The 19152-nt window shown below is 47.2% G+C and carries 11 protein-coding genes and 3 rRNA genes; 12 read left to right on the forward strand and 2 right to left on the reverse strand.

Going from position 1 to position 19152, the window contains the following annotated elements; genetic code table 11:
* The 6 genes from dnaA (at nucleotide 1) to gyrB (ending at nucleotide 6429) form a co-directional block, all read left to right on the forward strand.
* Entirely contained in the window at nucleotides 1-1347 is a 1347-nt protein-coding gene (gene dnaA / locus ACETMN_RS00005; RefSeq protein WP_036611990.1) for a chromosomal replication initiator protein DnaA, read from the forward strand.
* A gap of 220 nt (nucleotides 1348-1567) precedes the next feature.
* Entirely contained in the window at nucleotides 1568-2710 is a 1143-nt protein-coding gene (gene dnaN / locus ACETMN_RS00010; protein WP_091012188.1) for a DNA polymerase III subunit beta, read from the forward strand.
* A 16-nt stretch (nucleotides 2711-2726) separates the two neighbouring features.
* Nucleotides 2727-2942 (forward strand): S4 domain-containing protein YaaA, encoded by a 216-nt coding sequence (yaaA, locus tag ACETMN_RS00015; protein WP_036611994.1) that lies wholly within the window; start codon nucleotides 2727-2729, stop codon nucleotides 2940-2942.
* Between the two features lie 57 nt (nucleotides 2943-2999).
* Entirely contained in the window at nucleotides 3000-4112 is a 1113-nt protein-coding gene (gene recF, locus ACETMN_RS00020; RefSeq protein WP_411735624.1) for a DNA replication/repair protein RecF, read from the forward strand.
* A 14-nt stretch (nucleotides 4113-4126) separates the two neighbouring features.
* A complete protein-coding gene (remB, locus tag ACETMN_RS00025; protein ID WP_017691405.1) occupies nucleotides 4127-4375 on the forward strand; it encodes an extracellular matrix regulator RemB in 249 nt (82 codons plus the stop codon).
* Nucleotides 4376-4518: 143 nt separating this feature from the next.
* The gene (gene gyrB, locus ACETMN_RS00030) at nucleotides 4519-6429 is read left to right on the forward strand and encodes a DNA topoisomerase (ATP-hydrolyzing) subunit B (RefSeq protein WP_047841032.1); all 1911 of its coding nucleotides are present in this window, start codon (nucleotides 4519-4521) and stop codon (nucleotides 6427-6429) included.
* 92 nt (nucleotides 6430-6521) lie between these two features.
* Here the strand turns inward: gyrB and ACETMN_RS00035 are convergent, their stop codons facing one another.
* Nucleotides 6522-7469, reverse strand: a complete 948-nt coding sequence (locus ACETMN_RS00035) for a YheC/YheD family protein (RefSeq protein WP_091012185.1) — start codon at nucleotides 7467-7469, stop codon at nucleotides 6522-6524.
* Nucleotides 7470-7895: 426 nt separating this feature from the next.
* On the opposite strand from ACETMN_RS00035, the gene gyrA reads away from it, so the two are divergent.
* The 6 genes from gyrA to ACETMN_RS00065 all read left to right on the forward strand — a co-directional run bounded on the left by gyrA (nucleotide 7896) and on the right by ACETMN_RS00065 (nucleotide 17942).
* Complete coding sequence (gyrA, locus tag ACETMN_RS00040) at nucleotides 7896-10460, forward strand: DNA gyrase subunit A (protein WP_091012183.1); 2565 nt, start codon at nucleotides 7896-7898, stop codon at nucleotides 10458-10460.
* 222 nt (nucleotides 10461-10682) lie between these two features.
* Entirely contained in the window at nucleotides 10683-11801 is a 1119-nt protein-coding gene (locus tag ACETMN_RS00045) for an HD-GYP domain-containing protein (RefSeq protein WP_091012181.1), read from the forward strand.
* A gap of 467 nt (nucleotides 11802-12268) precedes the next feature.
* Nucleotides 12269-13821, forward strand: a 16S ribosomal RNA gene (locus tag ACETMN_RS00050).
* 342 nt (nucleotides 13822-14163) lie between these two features.
* Nucleotides 14164-17091 (forward strand): 23S ribosomal RNA (locus ACETMN_RS00055).
* An 81-nt stretch (nucleotides 17092-17172) separates the two neighbouring features.
* Nucleotides 17173-17289, forward strand: a 5S ribosomal RNA gene (gene rrf / locus ACETMN_RS00060).
* The 16S, 23S and 5S rRNA genes sit together here, the layout of an rRNA operon.
* Nucleotides 17290-17501: 212 nt before the next feature.
* Nucleotides 17502-17942, forward strand: coding sequence for a hypothetical protein (locus ACETMN_RS00065; RefSeq protein WP_017691399.1), 441 nt, complete (start codon nucleotides 17502-17504; stop codon nucleotides 17940-17942).
* A 437-nt stretch (nucleotides 17943-18379) separates the two neighbouring features.
* Here the strand turns inward: ACETMN_RS00065 and ACETMN_RS00070 are convergent, their stop codons facing one another.
* Nucleotides 18380-18904, reverse strand: a complete 525-nt coding sequence (locus ACETMN_RS00070) for a hypothetical protein (protein WP_091018355.1) — start codon at nucleotides 18902-18904, stop codon at nucleotides 18380-18382.
* Between the last annotated feature and the right edge of the window lie 248 nt (nucleotides 18905-19152).

Genomic DNA, 19152 nt, shown 5'->3' on the forward strand with positions numbered 1-19152 from the left:
GTGGACAGCCATACTTCTGATTTATGGCAGCAAATTTTATCAATCATACAAAACAAACTCAGCAAACCCAGCTTTGACACCTGGTTCAAAGCAACCAAAGCCACCAAGCTGAATGACCGTTCAATCGTCATTTCCGCACCAACCACGTTTGCCGTCGAATGGCTGGAGAGCCGTTACACGAAATTGGTTGGCTCGACGGTATACGAGTTGCTTGGCAAGCAAGTCGATGTGAAATTTGTCATCGAAGAGAACAAGCCTGCTGAACCGGACCCGCAACTACCGGCGCCAACGCCTACAGTTGTACAGGAAGAAGCCGTACTCAGCATGCTGAATCCGAAATATACGTTCGATACATTTGTCATCGGGCCGGGCAACCGTTTTGCCCATGCCGCATCGCTGGCGGTCGCTGAAGCGCCCGCCAAAGCTTACAATCCTCTCTTTCTGTATGGAGGAGTAGGTCTCGGTAAAACTCACTTGATGCATGCGATCGGACACTATGTTCTGGAGCATGATCCGGGCAGCAAAGTCGTTTATTTGTCGTCTGAGAAATTCACGAACGAATTCATTAACTCAATCCGTGACAACCGCGGGGAGAGCTTCCGTAACAAATACCGGAGCGTCGACATTTTGCTCATTGATGATATTCAGTTCTTGGCGGGAAAAGAATCAACACAAGAGGAATTTTTCCATACGTTTAATGCGCTGCATGAGGAACGGAAGCAGATTATCATCTCCAGCGACAGACCACCAAAGGAAATTCCGACACTGGAAGAACGACTTCGTTCTCGCTTTGAATGGGGGTTAATTACGGATATCCAGCCTCCAGATTTGGAGACAAGGATTGCAATCTTGCGGAAAAAGGCACGTGCGGAAAACTTGGATATTCCGAATGAAGCGATGATGTACATTGCCAACCAGATTGACACCAACATCCGTGAACTGGAAGGCGCCCTGATTCGGGTCGTTGCTTATTCTTCACTGACCAATCAAGATGTAACCACTCATCTGGCAGCTGAAGCACTGAAGGATATTATTCCTTCCAGTCGTCCCAAAATGATCACTATTCATGACATCCAACAAAAGGTCGGCGAGTATTATAGCCTTAAGCTTGAAGATTTCAAAGCACGGAAACGGACCAAGGCAGTTGCTTTTCCAAGACAGATTGCCATGTATCTCTCTCGTGAACTGACAGACTTTTCTCTGCCCAAAATTGGGGAAGCATTCGGAGGACGAGATCACACCACTGTCATACATGCTCACGAAAAAATCTCCCAAGCGATTAAAAACGATCAGGATCTCTATAAAGTTATCAACAACTTAACCGAAAAAATAAAGAATCCAACCTGAACAAGTCCCAAGCCTATGCACAACGTATACACATGTGGATAGGCTTGGGTGTACGGGTTTATACCCACTTATCCACATATTCAGTGCCCCTATTACTATTATTACTAAAAAGATCTTAAAGATATCATCTCCAAAATAGCCATTTCGGAGCTTAGCCTTCGGCCTTTGAAAAACACCTTTTAACACCCCAACACCCAAAAAATCAGCTAGGAGTGAAACCATGAAAATCAGCATAATGAAAAACTACTTAAACGATTCCATACAGCAAGTATCCAAAGCGATCTCAAGCCGTACGACGATTCCGATTCTGAGCGGTATCAAATTCGACGTGAATCATCAAGGTGTAACGTTGACAGCAAGTGACACCGATATATCCATTCAATCCTTCATTCCGCTTGAAGATGGAGATAAAAGCGTAGTTCAGGTAGAACAACCCGGCAGTGTCGTTTTGCCAGCCAAGTTTTTCGTGGAGATCATCAAGAAGCTGCCATCACAGGAAGTGCACATGGAAGTCAAAGAGAACTTCAACACCTTTATCTCCGCAGGTGCTACCGAAATTCAACTGGTAGGTCTTGATCCGGAAGAATTCCCGGTACTGCCAAGCATCGAAGAAAACCAAACCGTCTCCATTCCAGGAGATTTGTTGAAAAATATGATCAAACAAACCGTCTTCTCCATTTCCACACATGAGACAACTCCAATCCTGACAGGTGTACTCTGGAGTTTGGGTGACAACGAATTGAAATTTGTGGCAACAGACCGTCACCGTCTTGCTACTCGATCAGCAATGCTGGATAATGCAGAAGGTATCCGCTTCAACAACGTGGTCATTTCCGGTAAAACGCTGAACGAGCTCAGCAAAATTGTTCCGGATCAAAATACCCTTGTGGATATCGTTGTAGCAGATAACCAGGTCCTGTTCAAAATCGACCGTGTATTGTTCTACTCCCGTATTTTGGACGGAACATATCCCGATACTTCTAGAATTATTCCAACGTCATACAAAACAGAACTTGTTTTAGATACAAAAAAATTAAGTGAATCCATTGACCGGGCTTATTTGCTGTCGCGTGAAGAGAAAACAAACATTGTGCGTATGCAAACGATGGATTCTGGATCCGTTGAAATTTCTTCAAGCTCTTCCGAGCTAGGTAAAGTAAGAGAAGAAATCGAACCTGCCGAGTTTACAGGAGATCCGTTAAAAATCTCGTTCAACTCCAAATACATGCTGGATGTACTGAAAGTTGTTGAAAGTGAGCAGCTGATGATTGCTTTTACAGGAGTCATGAGTCCAATCATCTTGAAACCGCTGGATGACAGTCACAGCCTTTACGTGATATTGCCATATCGGACGACCAACTAACGAAAGGAAGATCACAGTGAACCAAGTTACGATTCGTACGGAATATATTAAGCTTGATCAATTTTTGAAACTGGCTGATTGCATCCCAACTGGAGGTATGGCCAAAGCTCTGCTTCAGGAAGGACTTGTACGTGTGAATAAAGAGCCTGAGGAACGCCGGGGACGTAAGTTATACCCTGGGGATATCGTTGAAGTGGACGGAGAAGGCACATTCGAAGTTGCTGCAGAATAAGAAGACCAGTTCGATCCTGCTGCCTCCTGACGGACGGGATAAAAGGGAGGTTACCGCGTGTTTGTGAACAGCATTGATCTGCAGAATTTCCGCAATTATGAACATCTGAGACTGGATTCTTTTGGTCCCGTAAACTTGTTGATCGGGCAAAATGCCCAAGGAAAGACCAATCTTGCAGAGGCGATTTTTGTACTTGCACTCACCAAGAGCCACCGTACATCTCGTGACAAGGAGCTGATTCGTTTCGGTGAGGAACGTGCCAGACTTGCAGCAGAAGTTGACAAAAAGTACGGATCGGTCAAGCTTGAACTATCTTTGTCGCAACAAGGCAAAAAAGCAAAGATTAACGGCCTGGAGCAGCGCAAGTTAAGTGATTTTGTCGGAGCGCTCAATGTTGTGATGTTTGCACCGGAGGATCTGGAGATTGTAAAAGGCACACCGGGGGTCCGCCGCCGGTTTCTTGACATGGAGATTGGACAGGTTGCACCTGGCTACCTGTACCACCTACAGCAATATCAAAAAGTGCTCGTTCAACGAAATAATTTGCTTAAGCAGCTATGGGGAAAAGGGGCATCGGCCCAGACCATGCTTGAGGTCTGGAACGAACAACTGGTCGAGCATGGTGTTAAAATCGTCAAAAAAAGGAAACAATTCATAAAGAAACTGCAAAAGTGGGCAGAAACGATTCATCAGGGGATCACCGGAGGCGGAGAAGTCTTGCGGCTGGCCTACCTTCCTTCCTTCAGCGAAGCCACTGAGGAAGATGAAGCTGTCTTAATGGACCAATTTATGATAAAATTATCACAAATGAAAGAGCAGGAGATTCGCCGAGGCACAACCCTTAGTGGGCCGCATCGGGATGACCTGTCCTTTTTCATTAACGATCGGGAAGTACAAACATATGGCTCGCAGGGGCAGCAGCGCACAACGGCGTTGTCCCTTAAACTTGCGGAAATTGAACTTATTCACGAAGAAATCGGAGAATATCCGGTCCTGCTACTGGATGATGTTCTGTCAGAGCTGGACCCTTTTCGCCAGACGCAGCTGATCGAAACGTTCCAGAGCAAGGTGCAAACCTTTATTACAGCTACGGGCATCGAGAGCCTGAACGTTGACAAGCTCAAAGATGCCAGTATTTATCACGTTCATGCCGGACAGGTTGAACGCTAAGGAGTGAAGGGCTTATGTACATTCATCTGGGCGGTGAGAAGATCATCCGTTCTTCCGAATTGGTCGCTATTTTTGATATATCGATTGAAAAATCCTCAAAGATCTCCAAGCAGTATGTCACGCATGCCGAGCAGGAAAAAACAGTGGAACACATCGGCGAAGAGGAAGCCAAGTCCATTGTGGTGACCAAAAACATTGTGTACTACTCGCCTATTTCCTCAGCCACGCTGAAAAAGCGGGCTCACATTTTTCCGGATCTCTAGCGTTGTGTGGCATAAAAGATCTCTTTTGCTACTTGTCTTTAAATTTGAATAGCTGCTGAAATGAAGGACGTTGCCTATTTCAGCAAACAATTATTAGTTAACGCATATTTACGATATTGAATCTATAGAAGTAGGTGAAAGGCATGTCTATGAATCAACCGTCATATGATGCGAATGAAATTCAGGTCCTTGAAGGATTGGAAGCCGTACGGAAGCGTCCGGGCATGTATATCGGTTCCACCAGTTCCAAGGGCCTGCATCATCTGGTCTGGGAAGTAGTGGACAACAGTATTGACGAAGCGCTTGCAGGTTACTGCGACCACATCGAGGTCAGTATCCATGAAGACAATAGCGTGACTGTAGTCGATAACGGACGGGGTATTCCTGTCGGCGAACATACCAAAATGAAACGTCCTGCACTTGAGGTAGTTATGACTGTCCTCCATGCAGGGGGAAAATTTGGCGGCGGCGGATATAAAGTATCCGGTGGTTTGCATGGTGTTGGTGTGTCCGTTGTGAATGCACTCTCTGAAAAAGTGGTTGTAACGGTTAAACGTGAGGGACATATCTATCAACAGGAATATCGCCGTGGAGCTCCACAGTACGACCTGAAAGTGATCGGTACAACCGACGAAACAGGAACAACAGTTAGATTCCATCCGGACCCTGAAATTTTCACGGAAACAAGAGTTTATGAATATGACATCTTGCTGGCCCGTATTCGTGAGCTGGCGTTCCTGAACAAGGGTATTGGTCTTACACTGACGGATGAGCGTACAGGTGCAACCAACTCATTCCTGTATGAAGGCGGCATTATTGAATACGTCTCCTTCCTCAACCAGAAGCGCGAAGTACTGCATGAAAATCCAATTTACGTTGAAGGTTCCAGAGATAACATCCAGGTGGAAGTTGCCCTGCAATACAATGACAACTACACCGAGAATATCTATTCCTTCGCGAACAATATCAACACGCATGAGGGCGGAACGCATGAATCAGGTTTCAAGAGTGCCCTTACGCGGATTATCAATGACTACGCCCGTAAGGCGGGGGTAATCAAGGACAGCACGGGGAACCTTTCCGGGGATGACGTGCGTGAAGGCTTGACAGCTATTATTTCGGTCAAGATTCCGGAACCGCAATTTGAAGGACAGACAAAGACCAAGCTGGGCAACAGCGAAGTGCGTGGGATTGTCGAATCCTTGTTTGCCGAGAAGCTGCAGGAGTTCCTGGAAGAGAATCCTTCCGTATCCCGTCGCATTTTGGAAAAAGGTCTGCAAGCAGCACGTGCGCGTGAAGCTGCCCGTAAAGCTCGTGAACTGACACGTCGTAAAGGTGCACTCGAAGTAAGCTCACTTCCAGGTAAACTGGCAGACTGTTCATCCAAGGATGCTTCAATCAGCGAATTGTACATCGTCGAAGGTGACTCTGCAGGCGGATCAGCAAAGCAAGGCCGGGATCGTCATTTCCAAGCGATTTTGCCACTGCGTGGTAAGATTTTGAACGTGGAAAAAGCTCGTCTTGACCGGATCTTGGGTAATGCGGAGATTAGAGCAATTATTACGGCTATGGGTACGGGTATTGGTGATGACTTCGATATTGCCAAAGCACGCTATCACAAAATCATTTTGATGACCGATGCCGACGTTGATGGTGCTCATATCCGAACACTATTGCTGACGTTCCTGTATCGGTACATGCGTAAAATCATTGAGGCAGGTTATGTATATATTGCACAACCGCCATTGTTCAAAATTGAGCGTAACAAAGTGATTCGTTATGCCGGTTCCGAGAGAGAGCGCGATGAAATTATTGCAACGCTCGGCGAAAATGCGAAATTCAACGTTCAGCGTTACAAAGGTCTTGGCGAGATGAATGCCGGACAATTGTGGGAAACGACGATGGATCCGGAGAGTCGGACCATGATGCAAGTATCGATTAATGATGCCATACTTGCTGATACCATGTTTGACACCCTGATGGGGGATAACGTTGAACCGCGTCGTGACTTTATCCAGGAAAATGCAAAATACGTGAAAAACCTCGACATTTAACATATTCGAAGAGGCGCCTGAGAGGGCGCCTTTTTTATATTAGGGAAGGTAAGAACAGGGAAGGCGTAAACTTAGATCTCCCTATCCCATTGTTATCTGCGTACACGTTTTTTGGCAGATGAAGCCTTTACTTTAGGGGATGGCCGGGAGCTCTTACCCTTTTTGGAGGGCAAACGACCGTACGCAATCGCATAACGTTTGATCTTCCGATACGCCTCCTTGTCCGGTAATAAGCCAAAGGCGTAAATGCCTGGCAGTGTGTTGACTTCAAGAATCCAGGGACGCCCTGCTTCGTCTAGCGCAATATCAATACCAATCTCTTTGAGTCTTGGAAATGATGTTTGCAATTGCACAGCGGTATGAATACCTAAGCGGTACAGCTCAGTGCGAAGTTTTTTGAAGCCATCCTGGTGAAGATGGGGGAGTACGAGTTCTTCAAACGTGGCCAATCGCCCACCGCCATGAATGTTGGTGATGATTTTACCCGGGGCAGCAATACGTCCCAGAACACCTGTTGTTTCCCAGTTGTGTTGCAGATTTTTCTGAGTTAACACACGCAAGTCAAAAGGCAAATCTTCATGCTTCATCAGCGAGATTCCCTGTTGAATGATATACTCACGCTCCTGAATGCGATCATTCAGTGCTCGTTCGAGTTCATCCAGGGAATGAAATGATCTCTCCTCTGTACCGTATTGGAGTTGATATGTTGTTGTGAGCTCGGTAGCTCTGGAGGTAATACCACTTGCTTCGAGTTCATCAGTTGGGTTCCGATCAATGGGTTCTTCCGGAACCTCTGCTTCTGTGGTGGGATCTTCGGAATTAACGACAGGTACGTATAAACGGGTTGTTTTCACCCGCATGACTCCATTACCGTAAGTACCACGGTCTGGTTTGATATAGTTGGACTCAAATAATTCAGTCATTCGTTCCAGAGTTTGACGACTATATTTTCGGGTGACTGGGATATATTCATTCACCATGCGACTGCGTTGTAACACAGTTGTTTTGGCCCATTTGCTGGAGACACGTTGGATACCCAAGATGCATCAGTCCTTTCATGTTTTGCTCAGTTCTTAAGAGGGAAAGACACGGAGAAATCAAAGGACAAGAGACGATTTCAGTGGTATAATAGAGAAATATGGCGTTTTGTGCGATGAGCTGCACAATTTGCAGTTTGATCGTAGGACGGGAATGGCTTTAGCCCCGGTAGGCACAGTACATATGCCGTTTTTCTAGCATTGTATGTGCAATTGGGGAGGAAGGCAGGGCGTATCCCCAGACACGCAGAAGTTCCCGGAAGAAAGGCTATTGCCCAGCGGACGTTTAATTGTGTAACTTTTGTGAAAGTAATATAATAAAGAGTAGCGTTCTTGCGCGGTTTTAGCCTTGTTAGGCTTTTCACATATAATCAATTTTCTTGCATGACGGAATGGAACGTTTGTTGAAGGACAAGAAGGAGGTCCAGCATGGCGGAAGAAATGAACTCTCAGATTACAGATCGGGATATAGGCGTTGAGATGCGTGAATCGTTTATGGATTATGCGATGAGCATCATTGTTAGCCGTGCCTTACCTGACGTACGTGATGGATTGAAGCCGGTTCACCGGCGTATTCTGTATGCAATGTCAGAGCTCGGCATGACACCCGATAAACCACATAAAAAATCAGCCAGAATCGTCGGCGAAGTTATCGGTAAGTATCACCCACACGGTGACTCTGCTGTTTACGAGACGATGGTACGGATGGCACAGGATTTCTCCCTGCGTTATATGCATGTAGATGGACATGGTAACTTTGGATCGGTCGATGGTGATATGGCAGCAGCCATGCGTTATACCGAAGCACGTTTGTCCAAGATTGCTATGGAAATGCTCAGAGATATCAACAAGGATACGATTGATTTCCAACCGAACTATGACGGTGAAGAACATGAGCCAATCGTTCTACCTGCTCGTTTTCCTAACTTGCTTGTCAATGGGGTCGGCGGGATCGCGGTAGGTATGGCTACCAATATTCCTCCTCATAACCTGGGTGAGGTCATTGATGGTGTACAGGCTATGATTCAAAATCCGGACATTACATCCATGGAACTCATGGATTACATTCAAGGACCAGACTTCCCTACGTCCGGCTACATTTTGGGCCGTTCAGGCATTCGCCAGGCGTATCAGACCGGACGTGGTTCAGTAACGATGCGGGCTAAAACCAACATCGAAGAGAATAACAACAAGGCACGAATTATCGTTACAGAGTTGCCTTATCAGGTAAACAAGGCGAGACTTGTTGAGAAAATCGCCGAGTTGGTACGTGATAAAAAGATTGATGGTATTACTGACCTTCGTGATGAGTCTGACCGTAATGGTATGCGGGTTGTAATTGAGCTTCGCAGAGACGTGAATCCGGGGGTTGTCCTGAACAACCTGTACAAACATACATCGATGCAATCCACTTTCGGGATTAACATGCTTGCGATTGTTAATAAAGAACCTAAAATCCTGAACTTGCGCGAAGTGTTGTATCACTACCTGCAGCATCAGATTGAGGTTATTCGCAGACGTACGCAGTTTGAACTGAAAAAGGCTGAAGCTCGTGCACACATTCTAGAAGGTTTACGTATTGCGCTGGATCATATCGACGAGATTATTACGTTGATTCGTTCATCAAGTAATGCGGATGCAGCAAGAGAAGGTTTGATTGAGCGCTTCTCACTCAGTCATGATCAGGCCCAAGCTATTCTCGATATGCGTTTGCAACGCCTCACAGGTCTGGAACGTGAACGTATTGAAAATGAATATAACGAACTGATGGTCAAAATCAGAGAGTATCGCGAAATTCTGGCCAATGAGCATCTGGTGCTTGAGATTATCAGTACGGAGCTACAAGAGATCCGCGACCGCTTCAGCGATGATCGTCGTACGGAGATCACTGTAGGTGAAGAGAGTATTCTGGATGAGGACCTGATTCCACGTGAAGAGGTTATCATTACGATTACTCATACAGGCTACGTGAAACGTCTGCCGGTATCCACATACCGCAGCCAGAAACGTGGTGGACGTGGGGTCGTTGGTATGGATACGAAAGATACCGACTTTGTCGAGCATCTGTTTGTGACCAACTCGCACAATTACCTCATGTTCTTCACTGACAAAGGTAAAGTGTATCGTCTCAAAGCGTACGAGATTCCAGAGCTTGGACGTACCGCACGGGGAACGCCGATTATCAACCTGATCCAGATCGAGCAGGGCGAATCGGTCAATGCCGTAATTCCGGTCCAGGAATTCGAAAGTGACAGATACTTGTTCTTTGCTACCCGCCAAGGGGTTGTGAAGAAGACGCCACTTGAGGATTACACCAATATTCGCAAAGGCGGCTTGATCGGTATTTCCTTACGCGATGATGACGTTCTGATCGATGTTAAGCTGACCGATGGATTGCAAGAGATCATCATGGGTACAGCTCACGGAATGTCTATTCGATTCTCGGAAGGTAACGTACGTTCCATGGGGCGTAGCGCAACCGGGGTCAAAGGGATTACCTTGGATGAACAGGACTCTGTTATCGGTATGGATGTAGTTGATAAAGAGCTTGATGTTCTGATCGTTACAGCCAAAGGTTACGGTAAACGTACACCTGTCAGTGATTATCGGATGCAGACTCGTGGCGGTAAAGGAATCAAGACTATTAATGTCACAGAGAAGAACGGCTCAGTAGTCAGCCTCAAAATGGTTAAAACCGAAGAGGATCTGATGATTATCACGTCCAGCGGTACGTTGATCCGGATGAGCATGGAAGGCATATCCACTATGGGTCGATACACGCAGGGTGTGAAGCTGATTCATATTCGTGACGAGGATTCAGTAGCTACAGTTAGCCGAATTGACAAAAATGAAGAGGAACCAGACGATGAGTCGCTTGAAGGCTTGGAAGGCGAGGAGTCCCAAGCTCCGGTAGTAAGCTTGGAAGAAGGCACCGTTTCTGACGCTGAGGTTAATGAAGTTGAGGGCGACGACGATTCCGGTTCGGAAGCATAAAATAGAATTTTATAAAGATTGATCTCTTTGAGATTGGAAGAAGATTGCGAGGGCTCCCACGGGGAGCCCTTTTGTTTGTATAAAGGAATCTCTTCTTTTATTCTTCCGAATCTGGGATGTACAGCCTGATTCCTGAGTAATATAATGGGAAATATCATGAAAAACCGGGACTATGGTCTTGTTTGTATTAACATAGAAGAACGATGAGTGAGGGGAATACACATGGGATTAATCACCCTGTCAGAAGTCAAACCAGGACTCAAACTTGGGAGTGATGTGCAAACACTTCGCGGCAACGTTCTGCTTCAGAAGGGAAAAGTCATTTTACCCAAGGATATGGAAGTGCTCAAAGCCTTTATGATTCAACAGGTGGATATTGAACAAGAAAGAACGGTGTCGAGTAGTACAGGAACCAAAGGTGCATCTGTGTCCGCAGGAAGTTCTGCCAATGACAACAATGGTGAACGGGCAGGGAAGACAGGGAACGTCACCACAGCTCCTGTAGTAACGTCTTTGCAGGATGAGTATGAGAAGATGGTCGGACTAACCAAAAATGCTTTCCTGTCCTCTCTGGCGGCTGAATTACCGGTCTATGAGTTACGTACACAGTTGGAGGCAGTGTTTGCACATCTCAAACAATATAATGTGCTTACCTTCAGTCCACGAGTAATGCAAGAACATGATTATGTATATCACCATGCCGTACTGAGTGCGATCACATCCTATCAACTGGCTCAATGGATCGATCTCCCCTCCAAGGATTGGATGCAAGTGGCTTTTGCAGGCTTGTTCCATGATATTGGTAACAACAAGGTAGATCCGCAGATACTCCATAAACCATCCACGTTGACGGCTACGGAGCAGGAAGAGATTCGTCAGCATACGAAATATGGTTATCAGATCCTTAAACAGGCAAAGGCCATTAATGAGGGAGCTAGACTTGCAGCTTTGCAGCATCATGAAAAAGTGGATGGTTCAGGCTACCCGTTGCAGCTTAGTGGGACGCAGATTCATATTTATGCCAAGATTGTAGCTATCGCTGATATTTTCCACGCCATGACGCTGGAGAAGATCTACCGCAAGGCACAATCACCATACCTAGTCCTAGAACAGATCCAAAGTGAGGCATTTGGGAAATTGGACCCTGCAATTGTAAGAGTATTTGTTCAACGGTCGACCCAGATCCATAATGGCATCCGAGTAAAACTCAGCAATAACCAAATTGGAGAGATCGTATTCTCTGATCGAGATCATCCTACACGGCCTATGGTGTCAGTAGAAGGAACCATCATTAATCTGATGCAGCAACGGCAGCTTCACATCCAAGAGGTTATCGGATAACAATAGATACTAAAGTAAATTGATGAGAGGGTCTTTCTTTTATAGAGAGGCCTTTTACGTGAGATAAATGTGGAAATGTAGAAAAAAACAGAAAGATTATAGAAAGATATATAATTACTTAAAAAAAGACTTGCAATTGAAATCTGTACATGATATATTCTAATTCCGGCCAAGAAAACACGGTTTACACGGTGCGGCAAGCGGTTGAAATGAGCTTCGAAAGAAACTTAAAAAAAGAGCTTGCAAAGTTGGTGCGGACATGATATTATATAAGAGTTGCTGAAGAGAACGACATTCGGTAACGAAACAAGTTTGATCTTTGAAAACTGAACAACGAGTGAGTAAACATTCTGCTTGCAGAATGAACGCGAAAGTTTGAAACAAGCCTTGGCTTGGATCGACTGGAGCACAAATGAGATTTTTAATCTCGTCAGATTCAAAATGAGCTTATCGCTCTTTTCAATACTTTATTGGAGAGTTTGATCCTGGCTCAGGACGAACGCTGGCGGCATGCCTAATACATGCAAGTCGAGCGGACTTGAAGAGAAGCTTGCTTCTCTGATGGTTAGCGGCGGACGGGTGAGTAACACGTAGGCAACCTGCCCTCAAGTTTGGGACAACTACCGGAAACGGTAGCTAATACCGAATAATTGTTTTCTTCGCCTGAAGGAAACTGGAAAGACGGAGCAATCTGTCACTTGGGGATGGGCCTGCGGCGCATTAGCTAGTTGGTGAGGTAACGGCTCACCAAGGCGACGATGCGTAGCCGACCTGAGAGGGTGATCGGCCACACTGGGACTGAGACACGGCCCAGACTCCTACGGGAGGCAGCAGTAGGGAATCTTCCGCAATGGGCGAAAGCCTGACGGAGCAATGCCGCGTGAGTGATGAAGGTTTTCGGATCGTAAAGCTCTGTTGCCAGGGAAGAACGCTTGGGAGAGTAACTGCTCTCAAGGTGACGGTACCTGAGAAGAAAGCCCCGGCTAACTACGTGCCAGCAGCCGCGGTAATACGTAGGGGGCAAGCGTTGTCCGGAATTATTGGGCGTAAAGCGCGCGCAGGCGGTCATTTAAGTCTGGTGTTTAATCCCGGGGCTCAACCCCGGATCGCACTGGAAACTGGGTGACTTGAGTGCAGAAGAGGAGAGTGGAATTCCACGTGTAGCGGTGAAATGCGTAGATATGTGGAGGAACACCAGTGGCGAAGGCGACTCTCTGGGCTGTAACTGACGCTGAGGCGCGAAAGCGTGGGGAGCAAACAGGATTAGATACCCTGGTAGTCCACGCCGTAAACGATGAGTGCTAGGTGTTAGGGGTTTCGATACCCTTGGTGCCGAAGTTAACACATTAAGCACTCCGCCTGGGGAGTACGGTCGCAAGACTGAAACTCAAAGGAATTGACGGGGACCCGCACAAGCAGTGGAGTATGTGGTTTAATTCGAAGCAACGCGAAGAACCTTACCAGGTCTTGACATCCCTCTGACCGGTACAGAGATGTACCTTTCCTTCGGGACAGAGGAGACAGGTGGTGCATGGTTGTCGTCAGCTCGTGTCGTGAGATGTTGGGTTAAGTCCCGCAACGAGCGCAACCCTTATATTTAGTTGCCAGCACTTCGGGTGGGCACTCTAGATAGACTGCCGGTGACAAACCGGAGGAAGGTGGGGATGACGTCAAATCATCATGCCCCTTATGACCTGGGCTACACACGTACTACAATGGCCGGTACAACGGGCTGCGAAATCGCGAGATGGAGCCAATCCCAACAAAGCCGGTCTCAGTTCGGATTGCAGGCTGCAACTCGCCTGCATGAAGTCGGAATTGCTAGTAATCGCGGATCAGCATGCCGCGGTGAATACGTTCCCGGGTCTTGTACACACCGCCCGTCACACCACGAGAGTTTATAACACCCGAAGTCGGTGGGGTAACCGCAAGGAGCCAGCCGCCGAAGGTGGGATAGATGATTGGGGTGAAGTCGTAACAAGGTAGCCGTATCGGAAGGTGCGGCTGGATCACCTCCTTTCTATGGAGAATCGTTTCCTGCAACGGAAACATTCAAATATAAGTCTTCAGGAAGCATGCTTCCGAAGCGAGCTTTACTTCGTAAAGCTTTTAACTCACTCGTTGTTCGGTTTTGAGAGCTCAAACTCTCAAACAGCTTGCTTTTGCATGGAGCTTGTTCTTTGAAAACTAGATATCGAAACGAAACAAACGCGAATTAGAACATTCCTTTTTAGCTGAACTTGTGTTAAACAAGTTTAATAAATTGGTACTTAATTGCTTTTGCGATGGTATTGGATGGGAGTGACTTTTGGCTTTGCGCAAGCAAAACAAGGGAAACGAGCAGTCAAAACCGGAGCAAACTGGTTAAGCTACTAAGAGCACACGGAGGATGCCTAGGCGCTAGGAGCCGATGAAGGACGTGGCGAACAACGAAACTGCCTCGGGGAGCTGTAAGCAAGCTTTGATCCGGGGGTGTCCGAATGGGGAAACCCAGCTGGGGTAATTTCCAGTTACTCACAACTGAATACATAGGTTGTGCAGAGGCATACCAGGGGAACTGAAACATCTAAGTACCCTGAGGAAGAGAAAACAATAGTGATTCCGTCAGTAGCGGCGAGCGAACGCGGAGAAGCCCAAACCAAGGAGCTTGCTCTTTGGGGTTGTGGGACGTCTCACATGGAGTTACAAAGGAACCGGTTAAGCGAAGAGGTCTGGAAAGGCCCGCCAAAGAAGGTAAAAGCCCTGTAGTTGAAAGTCTGTTCCCTCCGAGACGGATCCCGAGTAGTGCGGGGCACGTGAAACCCCGTATGAATCCGGCAGGACCATCTGCCAAGGCTAAATACTTCCTAGCGACCGATAGTGAAGCAGTACCGTGAGGGAAAGGTGAAAAGCACCCCGGAAGGGGAGTGAAATAGAACCTGAAACCGTGTGCTTACAAAAAGTCAGAGCCCGTTTTAGGGGTGATGGCGTGCCTTTTGTAGAATGAACCGGCGAGTTACGTTCCCGTGCAAGGTTAAGGTGAAGAGCCGGAGCCGCAGCGAAAGCGAGTCTGAATAGGGCGACATAGTACGTGGACGTAGACCCGAAACCGGGTGATCTACCCCTGTCCAGGGTGAAGGTGCGGTAACACGCACTGGAGGCCCGAACCCACGCATGTTGAAAAATGCGGGGATGAGGTGGGGGTAGCGGAGAAATTCCAATCGAACTCGGAGATAGCTGGTTCTCCCCGAAATAGCTTTAGGGCTAGCCTCGGAAAACAGAGTCGTGGAGGTAGAGCACTGATTGGGTGCGGGGCCCGCAAGGGTTACCAAGCTCAGTCAAACTCCGAATGCCATAGACTTACTTCCGGGAGTCAGACAGTGAGTGCTAAGATCCATTGTCAAAAGGGAAACAGCCCAGACCATCAGCTAAGGTCCCCAAGTGTGTGTTAAGTGGGAAAGGATGTGGAGTTGCACAGACAACCAGGATGTTGGCTTAGAAGCAGCCACCATTGAAAGAGTGCGTAATAGCTCACTGGTCGAGTGACTCTGCGCCGAAAATGTAACGGGGCTAAACACACCACCGAAGCTATGGCTTGATGCTTTGCATCAGGGGTAGGGGAGCGTTGTATAAGGGTTGAAGGTGTACCGTAAGGAGCGCTGGACATTATACAAGTGAGAATGCCGGTATGAGTAACGAAAAGATCAGTGAGAATCTGATCCGCCGAAAGCCTAAGGGTTCCTGAGGAAGGCTCGTCCGCTCAGGGTAAGTCGGGACCTAAGGCGAGGCCGAAAGGCGTAGTCGAAGGACAACAGGTCGAAATTCCTGTACCACCGTAAGCCGTTATGAGCAATGGGGGGACGCAGTAGGGTAGTGACGCGGACTGATGGATGTCCGTCTAAGCAGTAAGGCTGATGTGTAGGCAAATCCGCACATTGTAAGGCTGAGCTGTGATGGGGAGCGAAAATTATAGTAGCGAAGGTCATGATCTCACACTGCCAAGAAAAGCCTCTAGCCAGGTGAAGGTGCCCGTACCGCAAACCGACACAGGTAGGCGAGAAGAGTATTCTAAGGCGCGCGGAAGAACTCTCGTTAAGGAACTCGGCAAAATGACCCCGTAACTTCGGGAGAAGGGGTGCCCCGGTAGTGTGAATAGCACGAGGGGGCCGCAGTGAAAAGGCCCAAGCGACTGTTTAGCAAAAACACAGGTCTGTGCGAAGCCGTAAGGCGAAGTATACGGGCTGACGCCTGCCCGGTGCTGGAAGGTTAAGGGGAGTGGTTAGGGAGTAATCCCGAAGCTGTGAACCGAAGCCCCAGTAAACGGCGGCCGTAACTATAACGGTCCTAAGGTAGCGAAATTCCTTGTCAGGTAAATTCTGACCCGCACGAATGGCGTAACGACTTGGGCGCTGTCTCAACGAGAGATCCGGTGAAATTTTAATACCTGTGAAGATGCAGGTTACCCGCGACAAGACGGAAAGACCCCATGGAGCTTTACTGCAGCTTGATATTGAATTTGGGTACGATCTGTACAGGATAGGTGGGAGCCTTTGAAGCATGAGCGCCAGCTTGTGTGGAGGCAACGTTGGGATACCACCCTGATCGTATCTAGGTTCTAACCTGGTACCGTAATCCGGTGCGGGGACAGTGTCAGGTGGGCAGTTTGACTGGGGCGGTCGCCTCCTAAAGAGTAACGGAGGCGCCCAAAGGTTCCCTCAGAATGGTTGGAAATCATTCGAAGAGTGCAAAGGCATAAGGGAGCTTGACTGCGAGACCTACAAGTCGAGCAGGGACGAAAGTCGGGCTTAGTGATCCGGTGGTACCGCATGGAAGGGCCATCGCTCAACGGATAAAAGCTACCCTGGGGATAACAGGCTTATCTCCCCCAAGAGTCCACATCGACGGGGAGGTTTGGCACCTCGATGTCGGCTCATCGCATCCTGGGGCTGAAGTAGGTCCCAAGGGTTGGGCTGTTCGCCCATTAAAGCGGTACGCGAGCTGGGTTCAGAACGTCGTGAGACAGTTCGGTCCCTATCTGTCGTGGGCGTAGGAAATTTGAGAGGAGCTGTCCTTAGTACGAGAGGACCGGGATGGACGTACCGCTGGTGTACCAGTTGTTCCGCCAGGAGCACCGCTGGGTAGCTATGTACGGACGGGATAAACGCTGAAAGCATCTAAGCGTGAAGCCCCCCTCAAGATGAGATTTCCCAGTATGTAAGACCCCTTGAAGACGACGAGGTAGATAGGCTGGGGGTGGAAGTGCAGCAATGCATGGAGCTGACCAGTACTAATCGGTCGAGGGCTTATCCAATAGCAAGTGATAATTCGCATGTTTCGTTTCGAATCTAGTTTTCAGAGAACAACAACTCTGAAATGTTAATTAAGCTATGCGTTTGGTGGCGATGGCGGAGGGGTTCCACACGTACCCATCCCGAACACGACCGTTAAGCCCTCTAGCGCCGATGGTACTTGGACCGCAGGGTCCTGGGAGAGTAGGACGCCGCCAAGCGAAGAACCACTGCCGATGTTATTCGGTGGTGGTTTTTATTTGTTTATAAGGATTAAGTATGATAAGTGGAAGCTCTGACATGATCGATACTGGAAGGTAACATTTTTGTTACGGATAACAGCGGCAAAACCAGTATAATAGGACTATGTTAAATATGCTAAAAGTACCTGACCACAGAGCTGGAATGTGCAGCTGTGAAAAGGAGGGTGTGTGTGTTAAGTTGGCGGAGACTTGGACTACAATCATTTCTGTTGCTTTGTTTGACCGTTGTTCTAGCAGGATGCGGTGAAGCATCAGGATCTGTATGGACTTCATATGAAGGTGCGGTGAACGAGAAGAGTTTTCCGGTGCCTAAAGTAGCGAATAAATCTGACCAGTCTGAAAATAATTCGGACATGGATTATGTTCGATATACGCTGTCTGGTATTAGTGAGAGTACTAGCTTGCCTGAGGTATATCTAGACGAGATTAAAAGCTGGGGTTGGACAGAGAGGCAAGCCAAGGGTACATCCAATGAATCCAGTACCTTGCGTGTATTTGCAAAGGAAGGACATACTGTGCATTTAGCAGTACATGATGGTTCCTTTACACTAATGGTTCCTAGAAATGATGCTACTCAAACGACAGTTAAATCATTGGCTGAAGACGATTGAGCTGTTGCGGGTAAGGTTGTATATGATTAATTAACGTTGTGATGTTCCTTAAAATATAGTAAAGTTCCCGTGTACTTGAACGGGGGCTTTTTGTTATTTAGCGAAGTAGGCTTTAGTAATGATGGGAGAAGCTATCACGTATGGTGGATCAGAGGTCATACAGGTTCAGAAGGAATGGAGCAGCGGGAGGAAAAGAGGAGAAGAACGGAGACTCGAATGGGGATAACTCATTTTACTATACCCATACTGTGGATAATGGATGAGAAAGGAACAATAAATAAAGGTTATCCACAGTGGATAACCTTTATTTGAGCATGTGAGGCTGAGTCAACTGAACGATACAACGATCATGTTTTTGTATCAGATTATTTGAAGGGTCAGCGGTTATGTATTACAAGTAAGTGAATTACATTGAGTACTGCATAAATGAGGGAGTGTTATTGCAGATAGTATGAGACATCTTGTTCATTCAATTTGATAAGTCCGTCTTTGCGCTCGCGGGAGAGAACCATTACAACATATAAGCGAGGGCCCAGCAACCACAAATGCCAGAAGATCAGCGAGAGGGTGAAGGACAATGGCGACCATATCAAACATACTGTAATGATACATAGTCCAATCCAACTCATGTTAAGGTGTACCCGGACAAACATACGGAAGCTAAAATGCTGATCAGGGATATAACCTAACCAGGGCATACGCAGATTCCAGCGCCAGCGTTTGGCGTAAGATGTACGGACCAGAAGTAATATGGTTCTGGCAATGACATAATGAATCCAGATGGTGACTGGACCTGCCAGTACAAAAAAGAAGAGGCCAGTCCAGGAGAATGCGAGTAGATTGAATAAGAGCATGATGACCGGCAGACACAGATAGCTATAAATGACACTGCGGGCGATAGCCTTTTTTTTCAGAAGCCGGTATTGATAAAATGTTGCTTTATTCTCCGGTTCGGCGATCATACGATTATATATCCTCCTTCGGATTCACGTTTGTGTGGGGTAGGTATTCGTTTTTCTTACACGAGTAAAAGGGAATGAATCATGCATGTATGTATATGAACCTTGTATCTGACGCCATAACGATTGTACAAGATATTGAGATTCGACGGAGCTTATCTCAGTATACTCCCGAATACACGGGCTGTCAGGCTTTGATATCGTTATCATGTATTATATATCGGCTGGGATTCCAAGTTTTTTTAAGGAAA

The sequence above is a fragment of the Paenibacillus sp. M2 genome (genome assembly GCF_046713495.1).
Lineage (GTDB): Bacteria > Bacillota > Bacilli > Paenibacillales > Paenibacillaceae > Paenibacillus > Paenibacillus amylolyticus_B.